The following is a 22024-nucleotide window of genomic DNA, read 5'->3' as shown; positions in this document are numbered from 1 at the left end:
AATCGGGTAAATGGTGCTTATGAATCTTTTAAGAAACGCTGAATGAATATTTAAGAAAGTCGGCGTCGGGCGAGTCTGGGCTTAGTTCCAGACGCTGCGGGAGGGCCGGGTCAGCCGTAGCAACAAGACGCTCATATCCGAGAATTCAATCTCTTGGCGCAGCCCCACTGCCACCAGCCAGACGAATTTATTTTTTGCCAAATTCAACAAACACAACAAAATTAACATTAGTATTTTTTCTGAAACCATAAAATCAAAAAGCAACATCTTCAAATCTCTCCCCCTTCAGGAGCCAACATGAAACTGACGCAACGCCTCATCATCACCCTGGGCACCGCCCTGTTCGCGCTGATTCTCGTTGGCAGCCTGGGGATCTGGCAGCTCCGCCAAGCCAAGGAGCGCTTCGACTACGTACAGATCAACACTTTCCCGAGCCTGCAGGTCCTGTTCGAAGCCCGCAGCCGGCTTACCGCCAGCCGCCTCGGCACCTACCAGATGGCGCTGGCGGTCGACGCAGCCCACCGGGAGGAAATCGCCCGGGAAGTGCAGCTTGCCGATCAGAAGCTCGATGCCGCGCTCGATAAATACGAGCACGAACTGATCTCCGACGACACCGACCGGCAATTACTGGGCAAGGTCAGGCAGGCCATCACCGAATACAGGAAGACCCGCGAGGACTACTACGGCAAGCTCGACGCCCATGACATGGAGACCTTGCGCACCTTCCTGCGCGTGACCATGCGCGAGAAAGCCGGCGCCGCGGGCGACGCCATCGCCAGGCATGTGGAATACAACTACGAGCTGGCCAACAAGCTGAATCAAACCAACACCGCCGAAGCAAGCACCGCTCTGTGGACCACCACCGGGACCCTGGTCGCCGCCTTCCTGCTGGTCTGTCTCCTGGCCTACCTGCTGATCAACTCATTGCGTACCAGCCTTGCCGGCATCCGCAACACACTCACCCACGTCAATGACAGCCAGGACTTCACGGTCCGCGCGCCGGTCCTCCGCATGGACGAGATCGGCGAAACCGCGACGGCCTTCAATCAGCTGCTGTCCAAGCTGCAGGACAACTTCCGCAGCCTCACCGAAGGCGCGCGCGCGGTGGCCGAGGCCAGCCGCGAGATGAGCCATGCATCAGGCCAGGTCTCGAATGCCGCGGGGGCACAGAGCGAGGCCTCCTCGGCCATCGCCGCGACCGTCGAGCAAATGACGGTCAGCGTCAATCATGTGAGCGACCGTGCCACCGAAGCCCATTCCCTGGCCGCCCACTCCGGGGGCATGGCGCGCAGTGGTTCGACGACCGTCGATCGGACGATCACCGACATCCGCAGCATTTCGTCCTCCGTCAGTGCCGCCGCAGAATCGTTGCGAGCGCTGGGTGCCCAGGGCGAACGCGTCGGCTCGGTAGTCCAAGTAATCAAGGAGGTCGCCGACCAGACCAACCTGCTGGCCCTCAATGCCGCCATCGAGGCCGCCCGCGCTGGCGAGCAGGGGCGTGGCTTCGCCGTGGTGGCCGATGAAGTGCGCAAGCTGGCCGAGCGTACATCCAGCTCGACTCAGGAGATCGCCTCCACCATCGAGGCCATGCGTCGTTACTCCGAGCAGGCGGCCCGCGAGATGGCGTCGGCGGAAAGCCTTGTTGTCCTGAGCGTCGACCGCGCCGACGACACGGACAAGGCCATCAAGGACATTGGCGTGACGGCCGGCAATACCGCCCAGATGGTGTCGGAAATCTCCGATGCGATCCGCGAACAAGGTGCCGCCAGCAACAATATCGCGGTGCAGATCGAGCGCATCGCGCAGATGGCCGAAGAGGCCGCTGCCGCAGCTGAACAGTCGTCCACCACCGCCCGCCGCCTCGACGAGCAGGCCCAACGTCAGATCACCACGCTGCAGTTGTACAGGGTGTGACGCGTCTCAGTCCGCGACAAGCTCCAGCGGCCGGTCCACGGTCAGCGCATAGCGCCCGCGCCCGCTCTTGGCCAGGTGGATGCCGGCGCTCCGCTCGTCCAGGCGACGCTGCAGCAGCACCAGGCGCGCCTCGAGGTTGTCGCTTACACCAGGCAGACGGATGCGCGGGTCCACCCGCAGCCCCTTGTTGGTGAACTCGGTGCGGCCGCGCTCGGCGAAATCCTGCAGCAAGGCCCACAGGATGGCCCCCGCCACGCCCTTGATGAGGTAGTCGTCGCCCAGGAACACGCTGTCGTTGGCCGCGTAGTGGCGGACCCGCAGCGGCGGGCCGGCCGGGACCGGCGGCGCGGCATTGGACGCCTGCACCTCCTCCTCCGCCTCGTCCGCCTGCTGGTGATGCAGGATCGCCTGCCCCAGCTGAGCGGCGAAGGCCACCAGCGCGTCCTCGTCGTCGTAGCCGAAATGCAGGTCGGCCACGCTCTCCACGTACAGCACGCCCAGCACCCGGTCGCAGGCCAGGATCGGCACCGCCATCTGGCTGCGCGCCTCCGGCAGTCCCGGCAGCGGGATCGCCGTCTCCAGCGTGTCCGCGTGGCCTTCCGCGGCGATGCTGTCGCGCACCGTGCGCCCATAGGTGTACTCGCTGGTCATGAAGCCGATGCGGATCGGCGAGCGCTCCCGCGCGCTGATGCCGATCAGCCCGACGCCCATCGGAATCTCCGAACCCACGCCGGACTCCGGGTAGCCGCGGCTGGCCAGGGTGTACAGGCGCCCGCGCCCTTCGTCATGCATCAGCAACATCACATGGCCGATGCCAAACTCCGACTGCAGGCTGTCGAGGGCGGTCTCCAGCAGGCATTGCAGGTTGGCGCAGCCGGCCAGCTTCTGGGCGGCCCGGCGCAGCGCTGTGAGGTAATTGACCGGCGGCGGCGGTGGCGCCACCGTCGGGCCGACGACCTGATCAATGGACAGCACCCGGTAGATGTCCGAACCGAGCAGCTTGAACACCCCACTCATGCCCGTGTGGGCAGCGATGCCGGCCAGCTTGGCCTTCATCTGCTCGAACAGCGGCCCGGCGGTTTCGGTACGCAGGAACTGCAGCTCGGCCCGGTACTGGGCGCCGGTGAGATGGCTGGTCAGCAGCAGGCGCACCGGCGAGCCGGCCAGCACGTTCTGCCGCGTGCGGTTGAAGAACTGGTAGGACAGCGCGACATGCTCGTTGTCGATGAACTCCACCTGGGACAGGTAGGCCAGGTTCGGCATGCCCTCCGCGTCGCAGGTGCCGATGTGGCCGGGGATGATGCCCTCCAGACACTCGCGGATGGTTTCCAGGCGCACGTTCATAGGACCACCCACCGGTCACTGCATGACCGCCTCCCCGCGGGAGGGTGAGCGCCCCCTTCGGGCGGCCGGGCGTCGGCGCTCATGACGCCCTCCCTACCGGCTCGCCGGCCTTCGGGCCGGGCGTCTGGGAGAACACCGCGGACGGCGAATAGACCACCGTCACCAGGTCGTCCGCCGCGCAGGAAAACACCGTGCGCACCACCTGCTCGGCCATGCCGAGGGGAACGACCTCCAGCACGAACTCATCGATGTGGCGATTCACGACCGCCATGTCGGCCGGGTCGAAAGGCAGCGCGACAGCGTCGTCGCCCTTCAGCTGGAAAGTACGGTTGCTGCTCGGCAGGCTGAACACGCAGGCCACCTTGCCGGTGGCGGCAACGTTGTCGAGCAGCTCCAGGGACTGGGAGCGTTTGACGAAGACCGCCATCCTGCGCCCCCCATCGAGTACCTTGCAGCCCATGCCGCGACTCATGCAGGCCAGCCTGGCCACATTGCATGCGGCCAGGCTGATGCTGACGCCGGTCTGCAGGAAAGCCTGGGTATCACTGTCGAGCATCGGTCATCGTGGAGGAATAAATGTCACCGCCACTATAGGCAGGCATTACCCAAAATGACATGAAGGAATACCAGCACGGGTGAGGAGCGTGTCGCAGAGCGATCCGCCGCAAGCATGCGGCGCGCGAACGTCATGCGCGCCGCCGCAGGCCCGGCCCTCACGCCTTCAGCGACGCCCTCACCCGCCCGATCAGCTCCCGCGTGGATGCATCATGGGTGCCGATGCCATCACCGCGCAGCTCGGCGACGATGTCCACCGCCAGCCGCTTGCCCAGCTCCACGCCCCACTGGTCGAAGGAGTTGATGTTCCAGATGATGCCCTGCACGAAAACCTTGTGCTCATAGAGGGCGATCAACGCACCGAGGGAGTGCGGCGACAGGTCGGGCAGCAGCAGCGTGTTGCTCGGCCGGTTGCCCGGGAAGACCTTGTGGGGCACCAGTTCCTCCAGCTCGTCGCCGGCCATGCCGGCCGCGGTGAGTTCGGCGCGCACCTCGTCGGCGGTCTTGCCGCGCATCAGCGCCTCGCTTTGGGCCAGGCAGTTGGCGAGCAGCAGCAGCTGGTGATCGTCGAGGGCGTGGTCGGCCTTCAATGGTGCGATGAAATCCACCGGCACCACGTCCGTTCCCTGGTGCAGCAGCTGGAAGAAGGCGTGCTGGCCGTTGGTGCCCACCTCACCCCAGATCACCGGGCCGGTGGCGCCGGACACTGGCCGGCCGTCGCGGGTTACCGACTTGCCGTTGCTCTCCATATCCAGCTGCTGCAGGTAGGCCGGAAAACGGTTGAGCCGGTGCGCATACGGCGCGATACAGTGGCTGCCGGCGTTGAAGAACTGCCGGTACCACACCCCCAGCATGCCGAGGATCACCGGCATGCTGCGCTCCAGCGGAGCAGACGCGAAGTGCTCGTCCATCTCCCGCGCGCCGTCCAGCAGCGCGGCGAAGGCCGGCATGCCGATGTACAGCGCGATGGACAGGCCCACCGCCGACCACAGGGAATAGCGCCCGCCGACCCAGTCCCAGAAGCCGAACATGTGCTCGGGGTCGATGCCGAACTCGGCGACCCGGCGGGCGTCGGTGGACACCGCCACGAAGTGCCGCGCGATGTCCTCCTGCTCCCCGCCGTTCTCCAGGAACCAGCTCCGCGCGCTGGTCGCGTTGCGCAGGGTCTCCTGGGTCGTGAAGGTCTTGGACACCACGACGAACAGCGTCGTCTCCGGATTGACGCGGTTCAGCACGTCGGCCAGCGGCGCACCATCCACGTTCGAGACGAAATGCATCGACAGGCGCTGGTGGCCGATCGGCCGCAGGGCCTCGCAGACCATCTGCGGACCGAGGTCGGAGCCGCCGATGCCGATGTTCACGATGTCGGTGATCGGCTGGCCGCGGTAGCCCTTCCAGCTGCCGCCGCGCACCCGGTCGGTGAAGCGGCGCATCTGGTCGAGCACGTTGCGCACCCCCGGCACCACGTTCTCGCCGCCGACCAGGATGGTCTCGTCGCTGCGCGCGCGCAGCGCCCGGTGCAGCACCGCGCGATGCTCGGTGATGTTCACCGGCGCGCCGGAGAACATCTCGTCGCGCGCCTCCTCCAGCCCCCGCGTGCGGGCCAGGGCCATCAGCGCGTCCATCGTGGCGGTGGTGATGCGGTTCTTCGAATAGTCGAGGAACACCCCGGCGGCCTCGATGGAGAAGCGCGCGGCCCGCGCCGGATCGTCGGCGAACAGGCGGCGCAGGTGGGCGGTCTGGAGTTCTTCCCGGTGGGCCTGCAAGGCAAGCCATTCCTGACTGGTGGTCAGCGTGTTCATGTCGGCCTCAATATCCTCGGATGCGTTTGTCGCGAAGGGTCTGCTTGGTTCTTTCCAGGCGCTTCACCAGTTCCGGCCCGGCCACCAGGGCCACGCCGACGGCGAGCACGTCGATGATCGCCAGGTGGGCGATGCGCGAAGTCATCGGCGAATAGACGTCCGGGTCTTCCGGCACGTCGGCCGCCAGCGTCACACTGGCGGCGCGGGCCAGCGGCGACCCGCTGGCGGTGATCGCCACCACCTCGGCGCCGGCATCGCGGGCCAGCTCCACGCTGCGGACCAGATCCGTCGTGCGCCCGCTGGCGGAGATCGCCACCACCGCGTCGCCGGCCCGCAGCAACGTGGCTGCCATGCCCTGGATGTGCGGGTCGCCATAGGCCACGCTGGGCGTGCCGTAGCGGAAGAACTTGTGCTGCGCGTCCTGGGCCACGATGCCCGAGTTGCCGATGCCGTAGAACTCGATGCGCCGCGCCTCGGCGAGGATGTCCACGGCTCGCGCCACGCGCGCCGGGTCCAGGTGGTTACGCACGTTGAGCAAAGCGCCGATGCTGCGGTCGAAGACCTTGAGCACCGCCTGGTTGAGGCTGTCCTCCGGCCCCACGTCGCGGTGCACGAAGGGCGTGCCGCTGGCCATGCTCTGGGCCAGGCGCAGCTTGAACTCCTTGAAGCCGGAGAAGCCCAGCGCATTGGCGAAGCGCGCCACCGTCGGCTGGCTGACGCCGACCCGGTAGGCCAGCTCGGCAATGGAGATGTTGAGCACCTCGCTGGGCTGCTCCAGCACGAAGTCGGCCACCGCGCTCTCGGACTTGCGCAGCTCGCCCTTCATGGTGCCGATGCGCGTCAGCAGCGAGGCGCCGCCGGCCGGCTCGGCAGCGGGTTCGCTGCGGTCGTTTTCGGGGGAGTCCATGATTGGTTTCACCGTGTCGTCACTTTCGGTTCAGGCGCAGAAGAACAGCTCCGGCACCACCTTGCGCTGCTGCAGCACCGCGGCGATAGGAAGCAGCAGCGGATCGCCCTGTATCGCCGCGCGCTCCAGCACTTCACGCTTCTTCGCACCGCCAGCCTGCACGAACAGGCGCTGCGTCGCCAGCAGCCCGGCCAGCGTCAGCGTGATGCGCGCGTGGGGCGCCAGCGGCGGATGGATGCAGGCCAGCTCGGCCTCGCCCGCCATATCGAGCGCGGCGGCCAGGCCGGCCGCGTCCGGGAACAGGCTGGCGGTGTGGCCGTCCTCGCCCATCCCCAGCACCACCGCATCGAAGGGCTGCGGCAATTCCGCACGCAGGGCCAGCGCTGCGGCGACACCCACTTCCGGCGATCCGGCCGGCGTTTTCAGCGGTACGAAGCGCGCCGCCGCCGCGTGGCCCTGCAACAGATGGCGGCGCACCAGCGCCTCGTTGCTGTCCGCGCTGTCCGGCGCCACCCAGCGCTCGTCCACCAGCGTTACCGTCACTCGCGACCAGTCCAGCGTCTCCGCCGACAGGGCTTCGAGAAAAGGGATGGGGCTGCGCCCGCCGGACACCGCCAGCGACGCGCATCCGCGCCCGGCCAGCCCGCTGCGCAGCGCATCGGCCACGGCTGCGGCCAGCGCGTGGGCCATCGCCGCGTCGGCATCGAACAGGCGCTGGCGGACAAAGCCTGGCAGCGCCAGCGGTGAAATCGTCTCGTTCATTGCATGCGTACCCCGGAGGAAGCGAATTACGTCTATAAATGTACTTTTGTTACATACATTAAAACGGTAGCTTTGTAGAAAGTCAACATGAAAAACTACACACCAGAAAATCACCACCTCTTTAAATATCGCTGTTTTTATTGTGTTTTATAGATATCAGCAGCGACACATCCGATGTAGACAAACAAAAATTTCAAAACCTTTCTTGTATTTCTTTTTGGAGTAATGCTACATTTATTTCAACAAACTACACAGAACAGGCCCCAACAGGCCAAGGAGACATGATGAACATCCATCCCGTCCTCGCCCGCGTCACCGAGCGCATCCGCCAGCGCAGCGCCACCACCCGCCAGGCCTACCTGGAACGCACCCGCAATGCCCGCCAGTCCGGCACCGTGCGCGGCCACGCCTCATGTACCAACCTCGCCCACGCTTTTGCCGCCGCGCCCGGCAACGACAAGCTGGCGCTGCGCGAGATCCGCCAGCCCAACCTGGCAATCGTCTCCGCCTATAACGACATGCTGTCCGCCCACCAGCCGCTGGAGCGCTTTCCGGCGCTGATCAAGGAAGCGGCCCGTGCCGCTGGCGCGGTGGCCCAGTTCGCCGGCGGTGTGCCGGCCATGTGCGACGGCGTCACCCAGGGCCAGCCGGGCATGGAGCTGTCCCTGTTCTCCCGTGACGTGATCGCCATGGCCACGGCCGTGGCCTTGTCCCACAACGTCTTCGACGGCGGCCTGTACCTGGGCGTGTGCGACAAGATCGTGCCGGGCCTGGTCATCGGCGCGCTGCAGTTCGGCCACCTGCCGGCCGTCTTCGTGCCCGCCGGGCCGATGACCAGCGGCCTGTCCAACGACGAGAAGGCCAAGATCCGCCAGCTCCACGCCCAGGGCAAACTCGACCGCGAAGCGCTGCTGGAAGCCGAGATGAAGGCCTATCACGGCCCCGGCACCTGCACCTTCTACGGCACCGCCAACAGCAACCAGATGCTGATGGAGGTGCTCGGCCTGCACCTGCCCGGCGCCGCCTTCGTCACCCCCAACACGCCGCTGCGCGACGCACTGACCCGCGCCGCCGCCGAGCGCACCGCCCGCATCACCGCCGCCGGCCCCGAGTACACGCCGATGGCCGAGGTCGTCGACGAAAAGGCCATCGCCAACGCCATCGTCGGCCTGCTCGCCACCGGCGGCTCCACCAACCACACCATCCACCTGGTGGCCATGGCCTGGGCGGCCGGCATCCTCATCGACTGGGACGACTTCAACGCCCTGTCCGACGTGGTGCCGCTGCTGGCGCGCATCTACCCCAACGGCAGCGCCGACGTGAACCACTTCCACGCCGCCGGCGGCATGGGTTTCCTGATCCGCGAGCTGCTCGGCCTCGGCCTGCTCCATGAAGACGTAAAGACCGTCGCCGGCCAGGGCCTGAGCCACTACACCCGCGAGCCCTTCCTCGACGGCGACACGCTGGTATGGCGCGACGCCCCGGCGCACAGCCTCGACACCGACGTGCTGCGCAGCGGGAGCGAGCCCTTCAGCGCCGACGGCGGCCTCAAGCTCCTCACCGGCAACCTGGGCCGTGCGGTCATCAAGGTGTCGGCCGTCAAGTCCGCCAACCGCATCGTCGAGGCCCCGGCCATCATCTTCGACAGCCAGGACGACATGCTCGCCGCCTTCTCGCGCGGCGAACTGCACCGGGACTTCGTCGCCGTGGTGCGCTTCCAGGGACCCCAGGCCAACGGCATGCCCGAGCTGCACAAGCTCACGCCGGCCCTCGGCGTGCTGCAGGACGAAGGCTTCAAGGTGGCGTTGGTCACCGACGGCCGCATGTCCGGCGCGTCCGGCAAGGTGCCGGCGGCCATCCACGTCACGCCGGAATGCGTGGCCGGCGGCCCCCTGGCCCACGTGCGTGACGGCGACCTGATCCGCCTCGACGCCGAAACCGGCGTGCTGGAAGCCCTCGTCAGCCCCGTCGAATGGGATGCCCGCCACGCGGCTATCGCCGACCTGTCTGCCCATCAGCACGGCATCGGCCGTGACCTGTTCGCGAATGCCCGGGCCCATGCCGCCGGCGCCGAACAGGGCGGCATCACCTTCGCCCCCTACCCCACCCCCGCCGCCTGAGCCGGCACCGCAGAGAGAGCCACCATGCAGACCCGAGAAATCCTCGCCGCCAGCCCCGTCATGCCGGTCATCGTCATCGACGAACTGGCCTCCGCCGTGCCCCTCGCCCGCGCCCTCGTCGCCGGCGGCATCCGGGTGCTGGAAGTCACGCTGCGCACCGCCGCCGCGCTGGACAGCATCCGCGCCATCGTCGCCGAGGTGCCGGAAGCCCTGGTCGGCGTCGGCACCATCGTCAGCCCCGCCGATCTCGAAGCCGCCCGCGCCGCCGGTGCCCGCTTCGGCGTCAGCCCCGGCGCCAATGCCGAGCTGCTGGCCGCCGCGCGGGACAGCGGCCTGCCCTTCCTGCCCGGCGTGATGACGCCCTCCGACGTCATCAACGCGCTCGCCGCCGGCTTCGACACCCTCAAGCTGTTCCCGGCCAAGCAAGCGGGCAGCGTCGGCATGCTCAAGGCCCTCGGCGGCCCCTTCCCGCAGCTGCGCTTCTGCCCCACCGGCGGCATCGACCTGGCCAGCGCGCCGGAATTCCTGGCCCTGCCCAACGTGGCCTGCGTCGGCGGCTCCTGGCTGACGCCCGCCGACAAGGTCAAGGCCGGCGACTGGGCCGCCATCACCCGCCTCGCCGCCGACGCCGCCGCGCTGCGCCGTCCGGCCCACGCCGCCTGAGCCCACGCCCATGCCGCGCTACCGCATCGTCCACGATCACTTCGACGGCCTGCCCACGGTGGCGCTGGAGGACAGCCACAGCGGCGCCCGCGCCGTGCTGTGCACCACCGGCGCTACGCTGCTGAGCTGGCAGCAGGCCACCGCGGACGGCACGCTCGAACTGATCGACGGCTACGCCAGCGCCGCCGAGCTGCACAGCCAGGCCGGCGTACGCAGCGGCATCATGGCCCCCTTCAGCAACCGCGTGGCGGATGCCCGCTACCGCTTCGACGGCGCCCTCCACGACCTGCAACCGGGCGTGCCGGACGCCGAACGGCTGATCTACCACGGCTTCCTGCGCAGCCTCGAGCTGCCCATCGCCGAGGCCTGGGCCGACGACGAAGCGGCCAGCGTGGAGTTCGCCTGCACCGCCATCCGGCCCGGCGCGTTTGCCGGCTACCCCTTCGCCCTCGACCTGCGCATCCTGTTCTCCCTGTCGGATCAGGGCATCGCGCTGGAGCTGGAAGCCCACAACGTCGGCGACGTGGCAGCCCCCTACAGCTGCGGCTGGCATCCCTACTTCCGCCTCGGCGACGAGGGCATCGAGCACCTCAAGCTGCACCTGCCGGCCCGCCACGGCATCGCCACCGACGCCGAACTGATCCCGCTCGTCGACGGCGCCGCCTACCAGCCCTTGCACGCGCTGCCGGCCCTCGACTTCCGCCTGCCGTGGGCCATCGGCCACACGGTCATCGACGGCTGCGTCGCCGATCCCATCGCCGACGTCCACGGCATCGTGCTGACGCGCCTGCGCGACCCGCTCAACCGGCGCGCGCTGGAAGTCTGGCAGCACGGCGGGCTGGTGCACCTGTTCACCGGCGACACGCTGGCCCGTGACGGCCGCCGTGCGGTGGCCATCGAGCCGGTCTCGGCGATGACCGACGCCTTCAACCGCCCCGACTGCGCCGCCGCGATCCGCCTGCCGCCCGGCGGCAGCCACCGCTTCCGCTGCGGCGCCCGCTTCGCGCAGGGCTGAGACGCAACCCACACCTATAAATACCAGGAGACAAGCGTGCCCCACCGCAACACCAAGATCATCGCCACCCTCGGTCCGGCCAGCGCCGACGAGGCGAGCATCCGCGCCCTCGCCGAAGCCGGCACCGACGTGTTCCGCCTCAACTTCAGCCACGGCAGCCACGACAACCACCGCGCCGTGCACGCCGCCATCCGCCGCGTCGAGGCCACCCTCGGCCGCCCGCTCGGCATCCTGATGGATCTGCAGGGGCCCAAGCTGCGCCTCGGCACCTTCGCCAGCGGCAAGCCGCGCCTGGCCCGTGGCGACCTCATCCGCTTCGACCTGGACATCACGCCGGGCGACGCCCACCGCGTGTGCATCCCCCACCCGGAGATCATCGCCGCCGTGCGCCCCGGCGACACCCTGCTGATCGACGACGGCAAGATGCGCTTCCGCGTCGTCGACAAAACCGGCGACGTGGTCACCGCCGAAGCCCTCACCGACGGCCTGCTGTCCGACCGCAAGGGCGTCAACGTGCCGTCCGTGGCGCTGCCCCTGTCCGCGATGACCGCCAAGGACCAGACCGACCTGGCCTTCGGCCTCGAACTGGGCGTCGATTGGGTGGCGCTGTCCTTCGTGCAGCGCCCCGAAGATCTCTTCGAAGCCCGCGCCATCATCGGCAAGCGCGCCTGGCTGATGGCCAAGATCGAGAAGCCCGCCGCGCTGGCCCATCTCGACGCCATCATCGCCGCCGCCGACGGCGTGATGGTGGCCCGCGGCGACCTGGGCGTCGAACTGCCGCCCGAAGAAGTGCCGGGCCTGCAGAAGCGCATCGTGCGGTGCTGCCGGGAAGCCGGCAAACCGGTGGTGGTCGCCACGCAGATGCTCGAATCGATGATCGAGGCCCCCGCGCCGACCCGCGCCGAAGCCTCTGACGTGGCCACCGCCGTGTATGACGGGGTGGACTGCGTGATGCTGTCCGCCGAGTCCGCCTCCGGCAAATACCCGCGGGAAGCCGTCGAGATGATGACCCGCATCATCGCCTGCACCGAGTCCGACCCGCTGCAGCGCCAGCTGATGGACGCCGTGCATGGCCGCCTGGAGCACAGCAGCACCGACGCCATCGGCGCCGCGATGCGCACCGTGGCCGGCGTGCTGCCGCTGGGCGCGACGGTGGCTTACACCTCCTCCGGCGCCACCACCCTGCGCCTCGCCAACCAGCGCCCGCGTGCGCCGATCCTCTCGCTGACGCCCGACGAGCGCGTCGCGCGCCGCCTGGCCCTGGTGTGGGGCGTGCGCTCGCGCCTGTCGCGCCGTGTCGCGCCGACCACCACCGACCACGACGCCGCCATGCTTGCCGAGGCAGCCGAAGCCTGCCGCGACGAAGGCCTCACCCAGCCCAGCGACGCCTTTGTGCTGGCCGCCGGCGTGCCCTTCGGCACCCCCGGCAGCACCAACCTGCTGCGCGTGGTGCTGCCCGGCAGCGCCCCGCAAACCCAATCCCTATAAGACGACAGCCCACCAAAGGACACGACCATGACCCACACCGACGCCCGCGGCAATCTCAAGGAAAGCCTGCTCGCCCTCTTCCCCGAGGAACACCAGATCGCCGAGGACTGCCGCATCCTCTCCCCGCTGCACCAGCGCAGCATCCTGCTCGACGGCGAAATGCACGTGTGGAAGGGCGAAACCCGCCCGGTGCATTCCCCCATGTGCGTGCGCGGCGCCGACGGCAGCCTGACCCACGTGGAGCTGGGCAGCTACCCGATGACCGGCACCGCCGAGGCCGATGCCGCGCTGGCCGCCGCCGAGCGCGCCTATGACCACGGCCGCGGCCAGTGGCCGACCATGTCGGTGGCCGAGCGCATCGCCTGCGTGCAGAACTTCACCAACCAGATCATCGCCCGCCGCCGCGAGATCGTTAACCTGATCATGTGGGAGATCGGCAAGAGCCTGGCCGATTCCGAGAAGGAGTTCGACCGCACCATCGACTACATCAAGGCCACCATTGCCGAGCTCAAGCAGCTAGACAACGGCAACTCACGCTTCCAGATCGTGGACGGCACCATCGCCCAGATCCGCCGCTCGCCGCTGGGCATCGTGCTGTGCATGGGCCCCTACAACTACCCGATGAACGAGACCTTCACCACCCTGATCCCGGCGCTGATCATGGGTAATGTGGTGGTCTTCAAGCCGCCGCGTTTCGGCGTGCTGCTCTACTACCCGATGCTGGAGGCCTTCCGCAGCGCCTTCCCGCGCGGCGTCATCAACATCGTGTACGGCCAGGGCAACGTGGTCGTGCCGCACGTGATGGCCTCCGGCAAGGTCAACGTGCTGGCCCTCATCGGCACCAGCAAGGTCGCCGACCAGCTCAAGAAAGCCCACCCGAAGTCCAACCGCCTGCGCGCCGTGCTGGGCCTGGAGGCCAAGAACGCGGCCATCATCCTGCCCGACGCCGACGTGGAGCTGACCGTCAAGGAATGCATCGCCGGCACCCTGTCCTTCAACGGCCAGCGCTGCACCGCGATCAAGATGATCCTGGTGCACCAGGCCATCGCCGAGCGCTTCCTGCGCCGCTTCTGCGAGGAGATCGGCAAGCTCAAGATCGGCATGCCGTGGGAAAAGGGCGTCACCCTCACCCCGCTGCCCGAGATGAACAAGGTCGCCTACATGAACGACTGCATCGCCGACGCCGTCGGCCAGGGCGCCCGCGTGCTCAATGAAGGCGGCGGCACCTCGGTGGAGACCCTGTTCTACCCGGCCGTGGTGTACCCGGTGAAGGAAGGCATGAAGCTCTACCGCGAGGAGCAGTTCGGCCCGCTGATCCCGGTGGCCCCCTTCGAGGACATCGAGACTGCCCTGGAATACGTGATCAGCTCCGACCACGGCCAGCAGGTGTCCATCTTCGGCACCGACCCGGACCAGATCGCCAGCCTCGTCGACCCCCTGGTGAACCAGGTGTGCCGCGTCAACATCAACTGCCAGTGCCAGCGCAGCCCGGACATCTTCCCCTTCACCGGCCGCAAGGACTCCGCCGAGGGCACCCTGTCGGTGCACGACGCGCTGCGCGCCTTCTCCATCCGCACCATGGTCGCCGCCAAGCAGACCGAGGCCACCAAGACGCTGCTGGACGCCATCGTGCTCGGCCACAAGTCCAATTTCCTCAACACCCACTTCATCCTCTGAGCCGCAGGAGCCCATCACCGTGAGCAAGATCATCGACCTCATCGGCCGCGAAATCATCGACTCCCGCGGCAACCCCACCGTCGAATGCGACGTGATCCTCGACTGCGGCGCGGTCGGCCGCGCGGCGGTGCCCTCCGGCGCCTCCACCGGCAGCCGCGAGGCCATCGAACTGCGCGACAAGGACCCGGCCCGCTACGGCGGCAAGGGCACCCGCCAGGCCGTCGCTCACCTGGACGGCGAGATCCGCCGCGCGCTGGTGGGCCTGCCGGCCAGCGAACAGGTACGCATCGACCAGACCCTGATCGCCCTCGACGGCACTGACAACAAGTCGCGCCTGGGCGCCAACGCCCTGCTCGCCGCGTCGATGGCCACCGCCCACGCGGCGGCGGCCGCCACCGGCCTGCCCCTCTACCGCTACCTGGGCGGGGCCGGCCCCATGCTGCTGCCGGTGCCGATGATCAACGTCATCAACGGCGGCGCCCACGCCAACAACAGCCTGGACCTGCAGGAGTTCATGATCGTCCCCACCGGCGCGCCGACGTTCTCGGAAGCGGTGCGCTACGGCGCCGAGGTCTTCCACAGCCTCAAGCGGGTGATCGGCGAGCGCGGCATGAGCACCGCCGTCGGCGACGAAGGGGGGTTCGCCCCGTCTGTGGCCAGCAACGAGGCCGCGCTGGAGCTGATCCTCGAAGCCATCGACAAGGCCGGCTTCGTCGCCGGCAAGGACATCCACCTCGGCCTCGACTGCGCCGCCTCCGAGTTCTACCGGGACGGCCGCTACCAGCTGGCCGGCGAAGGCCGCAGCCTGAGCTCGGACGAGCTGGTGGACATGCTCGCCGGCTGGTGCGCCAAGTACCCGATCATCACCATCGAGGACGGCATGGCCGAGAACGACTGGGACGGCTGGGCCAGCCTCACCCGCGCCCTTGGCGACAAGGTGCAGCTGGTGGGCGACGACCTTTTCGTCACCAACACCAACATCCTGCGCGAAGGCATCCGCAAGGGCATCGCCAACTCCATCCTGATCAAGGTGAACCAGATCGGCACTCTCACCGAGACCATCGCCGCCATCGACCTCGCCCGCCGCCACGGCTACACCTCCATCGCCTCCCACCGCTCCGGCGAGACCGGCGACACCACCATCGCCGACCTGGCGGTGGGCCTGTCCACCGGGCAGATCAAGACCGGCTCCATGAGCCGCTCCGACCGCGTGGAGAAGTACAACCAGCTGCTGCGCATTGAACAGCAACTCGGCGCCGCCGCCCGCTACCCCGGCCGCGACGCCTTTCCCCTCGCCGACCACTGAGACGGGCCCGCCATGAACGCCATCGATCCCCTCAAGGCGACGGAGGGTCGCCTGCGCCGCGACATCCGCCAGCTCGGCCAGCTGCTCGGCGACACCGTGCGCGCCCAGCACGGCGAGGCCGCCTTCGAACTCATCGAACGCATCCGCCGCCTGTCCACGGGTTTTCACCGGCTGGACGACGAGGCCCTGCGCCAGGAGCTGGCGGCCACGCTGGACGGCCTCAGCCCCGAGCAGACCACCCAGGTGGTGCGCGCCTTCAGCTACTTCTCGCAACTGGTGAACATCGCCGAGGACCAGGACCAGCTGCGCCGCCGCCGGGCCGCCCAGCTGGCCGGCGAGGCGCCCGCGCCGGCCAGCCTGGACATCGCGCTGCAGCGCGCCTTCGCCGCGGGCCTCGACACCGAGGCGCTGCGCGAGGTGTTCCAGACCGCGGAGATCTCGCCGGTACTCACCGCCCACCCGACCGAAGTGCAGCGCAAGAGCATCCTCAACTGCCAGCAGGCCATCGCCCGCCTGCTCGACGAGCGGGACCGCATGCAGCTCACGCCGGACGAGCAGGAAGCCAACGCAGACGCCCTGCGCCGCGCCGTGCTGACCCTGTGGCAGACGCGCATGCTGCGCTTCAGCAAGCTGTCGGTGATGGACGAGGTCAGCAACGGCCTGTCCTACTTCGACGCCACCTTCCTGACGGAACTGCCGCGCGTCTACGCCCGCCTGGAAGACCGCCTGGCCCGTGCGGAAGGCAAGGACGATGACGCGGACACGCCCGAGCTGCCCAGCTTCCTGAAAGTCGGCAGCTGGATCGGCGGCGACCGGGACGGCAACCCCTTCGTCACCGCCGAGGTGCTCGAAGAAGCGCTTACCACCCAGGCCCACCGTCTGTTCGCCTGGTATCGGGAGGAAGTCTCCACCCTCGCCTCGCAACTGTCCGTCGCCGAGCTGCTGGCCGGTGCATCCGACGCGCTGCTGGCCCTCGCCGCCGCATCGCCGGACCGCTCGCCCCACCGCATGGACGAGCCCTACCGGCGCGCGCTGTCCGGCATCCTGGCGCGTCTCGCCGCCACCGAAGCGCATCTGCTCGGCCAAACAGCCAAAGACAACGCCGCGCCCTACGCCAGCCCCGCCGCGCTGGCCGACGACCTGCGTACCGTCCGCGATTCCCTGTGCGCCCACGGCTGCGCGCCGCTGGCCCGCGGTCGCCTGCGGCGCCTGCGCCGGGCGGTGGACGTGTTCGGCTTCCACCTCGCGCCCATCGACCTGCGCCAGAACTCGGACGTGCACGAGCGCGTCGTCGCCGAGCTGCTGGAGGCCGCCCATCCGGGCACCGGCTACCTGCGCCTGCGCGAAGGCGCCCGCATCGAGCTGCTGCTGGCGGAGATCGCCTCCCCACGCCCGCTGGCCTCGCCTTACCGGACTTACTCCGCCGAAACCGAAGGCGAGCTGGCGATCTTCCGCGCCGCCCGCCACGCCCACCTGCGCTACGGCCCGGCGGCGGTGCCCAACTGCATCATCTCCAAGACCGACGGCGTGTCGGACATGCTGGAGGTGGCCCTGCTGCTGAAGGAGTGCGGCCTGCTGCACCCCGAGGACGAGCGGCTGGACGTGAACATCATCCCGCTGTTCGAGACCATCGCCGACCTGCAGCACAGCGGCCCGGTGATGGACCGCCTGCTGTCCCTGCATCCCTACCGTCGCCTGCTGGCATCGCGCAACGACACCCAGGAGGTGATGCTCGGCTACTCCGACAGCAACAAGGACGGCGGCTTCCTCACCTCCGGCTGGGAGCTCTTCAAGGCCGAGACCGAGCTGGTGTCCGTGTTCGCCCGCCGCAACGTGCGCCTGCGCCTGTTTCACGGCCGCGGCGGCTCCGTCGGGCGTGGCGGCGGCCCCAGCTACCAGGCCATCCTGGCGCAACCGAAGGGCGCCGTGCAGGGGCAGATCCGCCTCACCGAACAGGGCGAGGTGATCGCCGCCAAGTACGGCCGCCCGGAAGCCGGCCTCGCCAACCTGGAGGTGCTGGTCGCCGCCACGCTGGAAGCGAGCCTGCCCGGCAGTGGCGGCGACGCCCCGCGCGCCGACTTCATCGAAGCGATGGACGAACTCTCCGCCGCCGCCTTCGCCGCCTACCGGGCGCTGGTGTACGAGACCGACGGCTTCGAGCGCTACTTCCGCGAATCCACCGTGCTGGCCGAGATCGCCGACCTCAACATCGGCAGCCGCCCGGCGTCGCGCAAGCCCTCCACCGCCATCGAAGACCTGCGCGCCATCCCGTGGGTGTTCAGCTGGGCCCAGTGCCGCCTGATGCTGCCCGGCTGGTTCGGCTTCGGCAGCGCGGTAAGCGCTTACCTGGCCGCCCACGGCGACGCCGGCCTCACGCGCCTGCAAGCGATGCAGCGGGACTGGCCCTTCTTCGCCAGCCTGCTCGGCAACATGGAGATGGTCCTCGCCAAGAGCGACATCGCCATCGCCGGCCGCTACGCCGGGCTGGTGGAAGATCCGGCCCTCGCCGCCGCGATCTTCCCGCGCATCCAGGCCGAACACGCGGCCACCGTGGACGCCGTGCTGCGCATCACCGGGCAGGCCGAGCTTCTCGATGCCAGCCCGCAGCTCAAGGACGCACTGCGCAACCGCTTCCCCTACCTGGACCCGCTCAACCACGTGCAGGTGGAACTCTTGCGGCGCTACCGCCAGGGCGAGGGAAATGACGACGAGCGCATCCGCCGCGCCATCCGGCTGTCCATCAACGGCATCGCCGCCGGCCTGCGCAATTCGGGGTGAGTCATGAACTTATATGACTACAAGGATTTCATCGGCTACATCGCCGCCGTCCTCACCACCGTCGCCTTCGTGCCCCAGGTGCTGCACACCTGGCGCACCCGCTCGGTGGATGACGTCTCCTTCGGCATGTACCTCGCCTTCACCACCGGCATCGGCCTGTGGCTGATCTACGGCATCCTCGAGAACTCCTGGCCGCTGATCCTCGCCAACACGCCGACCTTCGCGCTGGCGCTGAGCATCCTGGCGATGAAGGTCCGCTACGGCAGCCAGCGCACGGACCCGAACTGACGCCGTAGTCCCTTTTTCCCTCCCTCGTTACCCTGATCGGTGAAAACCGATCAGGGATTTTTTTATGTGCAGGCGCTGACCTGCGGACGGGACAGCCAGCGCAGGAGCGTCTCGTACAGGGCTTCCGGTACAACGGGCTTGGCGACGAAATCGTTCATGCCCGCATCGAAGCAGTTCTGCCGGTCCTCTTCGAAGGCATTGGCCGTCATGGCCAGGATCGGCGTATCGGCGTTGAGCGAGTCGGCGCGAATTTCCCGAGTGGCGTCGAGCCCGTTGAGATTGGGCATCTGCATGTCCATCATGATCAGCGCGTAGCGCTGCTGCCTGGCCATGGCGACCGCCACGCGGCCATCCTCCGCCAGATCGACGTCCAGTCCGGCATCTTCGAGGAGGCTCCGCGACACCTCCTGATTGACTGGCTCGTCTTCCACCACCAACACCTTCGCGCCGCCATGCACATCGAGCACGCGTTGTTCGGCAGGTGGCAGCGCCGCAAGGGACGGCGCACCGAGTGCGTCAGCGCAGCCCTTCTTCAGGCTCACCGTAAACCAGAAGTCGCAGCCCTTGCCCACCTCGCTCTCGACACCGATCTCCCCGCCCATCATGTGCACGAGCCGTTTGCTGATCGCCAGGCCAAGGCCCGTCCCCCCGTACCGGCGGGTGATCGACGTGTCCGCCTGCTCGAAAGCGGTGAACAGCCTCTCCTGGTTCTCCGCCGCAATACCGATGCCGGTGTCGACGACATCCCAGCGCAGGAGGAGGCTTTCGGAATCGTCGGCGACAACCCTGCAACACAAGGTGATAGCCCCCTCCGCCGTGAACTTGACCGCATTGCCGGCCAGGTTGAGGAGGATCTGCTCCAGGCGCATCGGGTCGCCGATCACGCCGAGATTCGGCAGGCCGGCAGCAAAGTCGATGTGGAGCTGGAGCCCCTTCTCCGCCGCCTTGTGGCTGATCAGGCTCGCCACGTTCTCGATGGCTTCGCCGAGGCGGAAGCGGGCGTTTTCGAGCGTCAGGCAGCCGGCCTCGATCTTGGAGATGTCCAGGATGTCGTTGATGACGCTCAACAGGTGGCGGGAGGCCACATCCACCTTCCCGAGCTGGTCCTTCAAGACAGGATCGGCGGTAGCGCGCATGGCCAGCCGGGTCATCCCCATGATGGCGCTCATCGGCGTGCGCAGCTCGTGGGACATGTTCGCCAGAAAACTGCTCTTCGCACGGCTGGCCTCCTCCGCCTGCAGCTTGGCCAGCTGCAAGGTCTCCTCGGAGCGCTTGCGCACAAGCAGGTTTTGAATCCGTGCCTTCAGCTCCAGCGGAAGGATGGGCTTGGCCACATAATCATCGATGCCGAGGTGGAACAATTCGATTCGCCGGGCCGCATTGTCGAATGCCGTGGTGGCCAGGATCAGGATGTTCCCCAGCGGCGCTGGTTGCCGCCTGATCCGGTTGATGAAGCGCGATCCCGTCATGTGCCCGCCAAGCACGATGTCGCAGATGAGTATGTCGTAATGCTGCGCGCGGATGGCCGTCCAGGCTTCGTCGGCGGAATCGAAGGCGTCGACCTCCATGCCCCATTCCCGCATCTGGGCACACAGATGCAGTTGCTGGTCGTGCGCATCCTCGACGTAAAGCGCACGACACGGCATCTGCTCATGCACCTTCAGAAAACGTTGCAGGAAGGTAACCAACTCCTCCACGTCCTGCTTTCTGAACAGCTCCGTAGCGCCGGCGTGGCTCGCCGCCTCGGCCAGCGCGGATGAGGGGCTAGCCGTGAGGATCACAATGGGTTCGAAGGGCGCAATACTCGAATCACGCAGTTTTCGGGAAAGCACGGTGCCTTCCCCGTCGGCCAGCTGCCACGCCACCACAAAGCAATGGAAATACTCGTTCGCTACGGCATCCATGGCCTCGGCAATGCTCCTGACCAGCACGATCCGGACACTCTCGTCGGCCAAGGCGTTTTCGAGGATATCCCGGTACAAATGTCCACTGTCGGCCAACAGGATGTTGATAGCCATATATGCCGTGCGTAAGCGCAGTGCCCTAAATGGGTATCAAGGATATACTCTATTCCCCATCGTCGTGCAGGCGGTGGGCGGAAGCAGGGACGACCCTGCCTCCCGCACTTCATCGGGGACGGCCCCATTCCCTGGGGAAATACTGATGAACTGGATCGCACTCTTCGTCGCCGGCCTGCTTGAAGTGATATGGGCCGTCGGCCTCAAATACACCGAAGGCTTCACCCGCCTGTGGCCCTCCGTCGGCACCGCGCTGGCCTTTCTCATGAGCCTCGGCCTGCTCGGCTGGGCGATGCGGGATCTTCCCGTCGGCACCGCCTACGCGGTATGGGTCGGCATCGGCGCCGTCGGCACCGCCATTGTCGGCATGGCTTTGCTGGGCGAACCGGCTTCCCTCCCGCGCATCCTGAGCCTCGGCCTCGTCGTTGCCGGCATCGTCGGCCTCAAGCTGTCGTCCCCGGCCTGACATCGAGCGCCGCCACGGAGCACAAAGCCACCACTGAACTCTCTGGCAAAATAGCGATCAGTGTCCCGCAGGAAACACGTGGATTGAGACCTCCCCTCAAGCCGACAGCTGTTTCCGCACGCTGCAGCTTGAAAACTGATCATAAATAGAGGAGTCCCTGCATGTTGAAGTTGAAAGGCGCGTTCGGCCTGCTGGCCGCGAGCGTTCTCGTCTCGATGAGCCCGCTCGCCATGGCCCACGGCGATGTCACGCCCCACCCCATCGATACCTCGGCGCTCAAGCAACTCGGCACCACCTGGGCCGACGCCAATCCCTACCGGGGTGACAAGCAGGCGGTGGCCGTTGGCGCCGAAGGCTATATGCACAACTGCGCCGGCTGCCACGGCCTCAATGTCATCACCGGCGGCGTCGCCCCCGATCTGCTCAAGCTCGACGCGGACTGCCTGGACATGGATTCCAAGGAACAACAGGAAGCCTGCCTGAAGGACACCGACGCCTACTTCAAGGAAGTCACCCTGTCCGGCAAGAAGAACGGCGAAGGCCGCTACACCATGCCCGGCTACAGCGCCGTCTTCACCCAGGAAGCCGTCTGGGCCCTCAAGGCCTACGTGGACGCCCGCACCCACGAGGAACTGCACAAGTAAGCCGACAGCAACACCGTTCGCCCCGGCACGGACACCCCGGCCGCGGCGAACCCTTGCGACGGACGGTGCCCCAAGCCCTCCCCACCCCGCAAGTGCTTCATCCCAACCCCAAGGCCTTGATCAGCCCAGCCTGATCAAGGCCTTTTCACATCCGTAGAAGACCTTCAGCGCGTGTGAGATCAATGTGCACGCGTGCACGTTGAGCGTGCACGGCTGTGAGGTCTTCGTGCACGGGGTGAAGTTGATGTATCGGCCGCTGAAGTTCTTCGTGCACGCG

Annotated in this window: 17 protein-coding genes; 11 read left to right on the top strand and 6 right to left on the bottom strand. The window is 67.5% G+C overall.

The annotated features are described in order from the left end of the window. The first annotated feature begins 297 nt into the window (after window positions 1-297). The gene (locus AC3QL2_RS22890) at window positions 298-1914 is read left to right on the top strand and encodes a methyl-accepting chemotaxis protein (protein ID WP_493232622.1); all 1617 of its coding nucleotides are present in this window, start codon (window positions 298-300) and stop codon (window positions 1912-1914) included. A gap of 6 nt (window positions 1915-1920) precedes the next feature. Here the strand turns inward: AC3QL2_RS22890 and AC3QL2_RS22885 are convergent, their stop codons facing one another. The 5 genes from AC3QL2_RS22885 to pgl all read right to left on the bottom strand — a co-directional run bounded on the left by AC3QL2_RS22885 (window position 1921) and on the right by pgl (window position 7284). Next, the gene (locus AC3QL2_RS22885) at window positions 1921-3258 is read right to left on the bottom strand and encodes a GAF domain-containing protein (protein ID WP_493232621.1); all 1338 of its coding nucleotides are present in this window, start codon (window positions 3256-3258) and stop codon (window positions 1921-1923) included. A gap of 79 nt (window positions 3259-3337) precedes the next feature. Beyond that, window positions 3338-3814 carry a hypothetical protein gene (locus AC3QL2_RS22880; RefSeq protein WP_493232619.1) on the bottom strand — a complete coding sequence of 159 codons (477 nt, stop codon included), beginning with the start codon at window positions 3812-3814 and terminating at the stop codon, window positions 3338-3340. A 157-nt stretch (window positions 3815-3971) separates the two neighbouring features. Further along, on the bottom strand, window positions 3972-5615 hold the full coding sequence (gene pgi, locus AC3QL2_RS22875) for a glucose-6-phosphate isomerase (protein ID WP_493232618.1): 1644 nt from the start codon (window positions 5613-5615) through the stop codon (window positions 3972-3974). A gap of 7 nt (window positions 5616-5622) precedes the next feature. Then, window positions 5623-6522, bottom strand: a complete 900-nt coding sequence (gene hexR / locus AC3QL2_RS22870) for a transcriptional regulator HexR (protein WP_493232617.1) — start codon at window positions 6520-6522, stop codon at window positions 5623-5625. 30 nt (window positions 6523-6552) lie between these two features. Then, on the bottom strand, window positions 6553-7284 hold the full coding sequence (pgl, locus tag AC3QL2_RS22865) for a 6-phosphogluconolactonase (RefSeq protein WP_493232616.1): 732 nt from the start codon (window positions 7282-7284) through the stop codon (window positions 6553-6555). 284 nt (window positions 7285-7568) lie between these two features. On the opposite strand from pgl, the gene edd reads away from it, so the two are divergent. Genes edd through AC3QL2_RS22825 form a run of 8 tightly spaced genes read left to right on the top strand, consistent with a single transcriptional unit; the run spans window position 7569 to window position 18619 of the window. Continuing rightward, a complete protein-coding gene (gene edd / locus AC3QL2_RS22860; RefSeq protein WP_493232615.1) occupies window positions 7569-9404 on the top strand; it encodes a phosphogluconate dehydratase in 1836 nt (611 codons plus the stop codon). A 24-nt stretch (window positions 9405-9428) separates the two neighbouring features. Further along, window positions 9429-10067: a bifunctional 4-hydroxy-2-oxoglutarate aldolase/2-dehydro-3-deoxy-phosphogluconate aldolase gene (eda, locus tag AC3QL2_RS22855; RefSeq protein WP_493232614.1), complete on the top strand. Its 639-nt coding sequence runs from the start codon at window positions 9429-9431 to the stop codon at window positions 10065-10067. 10 nt (window positions 10068-10077) lie between these two features. After that, window positions 10078-11082, top strand: coding sequence for an aldose 1-epimerase (locus tag AC3QL2_RS22850; RefSeq protein WP_493232613.1), 1005 nt, complete (start codon window positions 10078-10080; stop codon window positions 11080-11082). A gap of 36 nt (window positions 11083-11118) precedes the next feature. Then, a complete protein-coding gene (gene pyk, locus AC3QL2_RS22845; RefSeq protein WP_493232612.1) occupies window positions 11119-12570 on the top strand; it encodes a pyruvate kinase in 1452 nt (483 codons plus the stop codon). Between the two features lie 27 nt (window positions 12571-12597). Beyond that, on the top strand, window positions 12598-14247 hold the full coding sequence (locus AC3QL2_RS22840; RefSeq protein WP_493232611.1) for an NADP-dependent glyceraldehyde-3-phosphate dehydrogenase: 1650 nt from the start codon (window positions 12598-12600) through the stop codon (window positions 14245-14247). Between the two features lie 19 nt (window positions 14248-14266). Then, window positions 14267-15553 carry a phosphopyruvate hydratase gene (gene eno, locus AC3QL2_RS22835; protein ID WP_493232610.1) on the top strand — a complete coding sequence of 429 codons (1287 nt, stop codon included), beginning with the start codon at window positions 14267-14269 and terminating at the stop codon, window positions 15551-15553. A 12-nt stretch (window positions 15554-15565) separates the two neighbouring features. Beyond that, the gene (gene ppc / locus AC3QL2_RS22830; protein WP_493232609.1) at window positions 15566-18331 is read left to right on the top strand and encodes a phosphoenolpyruvate carboxylase; all 2766 of its coding nucleotides are present in this window, start codon (window positions 15566-15568) and stop codon (window positions 18329-18331) included. A gap of 3 nt (window positions 18332-18334) precedes the next feature. Then, the gene (locus AC3QL2_RS22825; protein ID WP_493232608.1) at window positions 18335-18619 is read left to right on the top strand and encodes a SemiSWEET transporter; all 285 of its coding nucleotides are present in this window, start codon (window positions 18335-18337) and stop codon (window positions 18617-18619) included. A gap of 62 nt (window positions 18620-18681) precedes the next feature. On the opposite strand, the gene AC3QL2_RS22820 is transcribed toward AC3QL2_RS22825, so the two are convergent. Continuing rightward, entirely contained in the window at window positions 18682-20637 is a 1956-nt protein-coding gene (locus AC3QL2_RS22820) for a response regulator (RefSeq protein WP_493232606.1), read from the bottom strand. Between the two features lie 145 nt (window positions 20638-20782). Here AC3QL2_RS22820 and sugE point away from each other — a divergent pair, with 145 nt between their 5' ends. Both sugE and pedF read left to right on the top strand, forming a co-directional pair. Then, a complete protein-coding gene (sugE, locus tag AC3QL2_RS22815) occupies window positions 20783-21103 on the top strand; it encodes a quaternary ammonium compound efflux SMR transporter SugE (protein WP_493232605.1) in 321 nt (106 codons plus the stop codon). A gap of 161 nt (window positions 21104-21264) precedes the next feature. After that, window positions 21265-21747: a cytochrome c-550 PedF gene (pedF, locus tag AC3QL2_RS22810; protein WP_493232604.1), complete on the top strand. Its 483-nt coding sequence runs from the start codon at window positions 21265-21267 to the stop codon at window positions 21745-21747. The last annotated feature ends 277 nt before the right edge of the window (window positions 21748-22024 follow it).

This window comes from Zoogloea sp. GW822-FHT05C07 (genome assembly GCF_058800215.1).
Note: the sequence above shows the minus strand (reverse complement) of the source record. Positions and strands in the feature narration are given on the sequence as shown.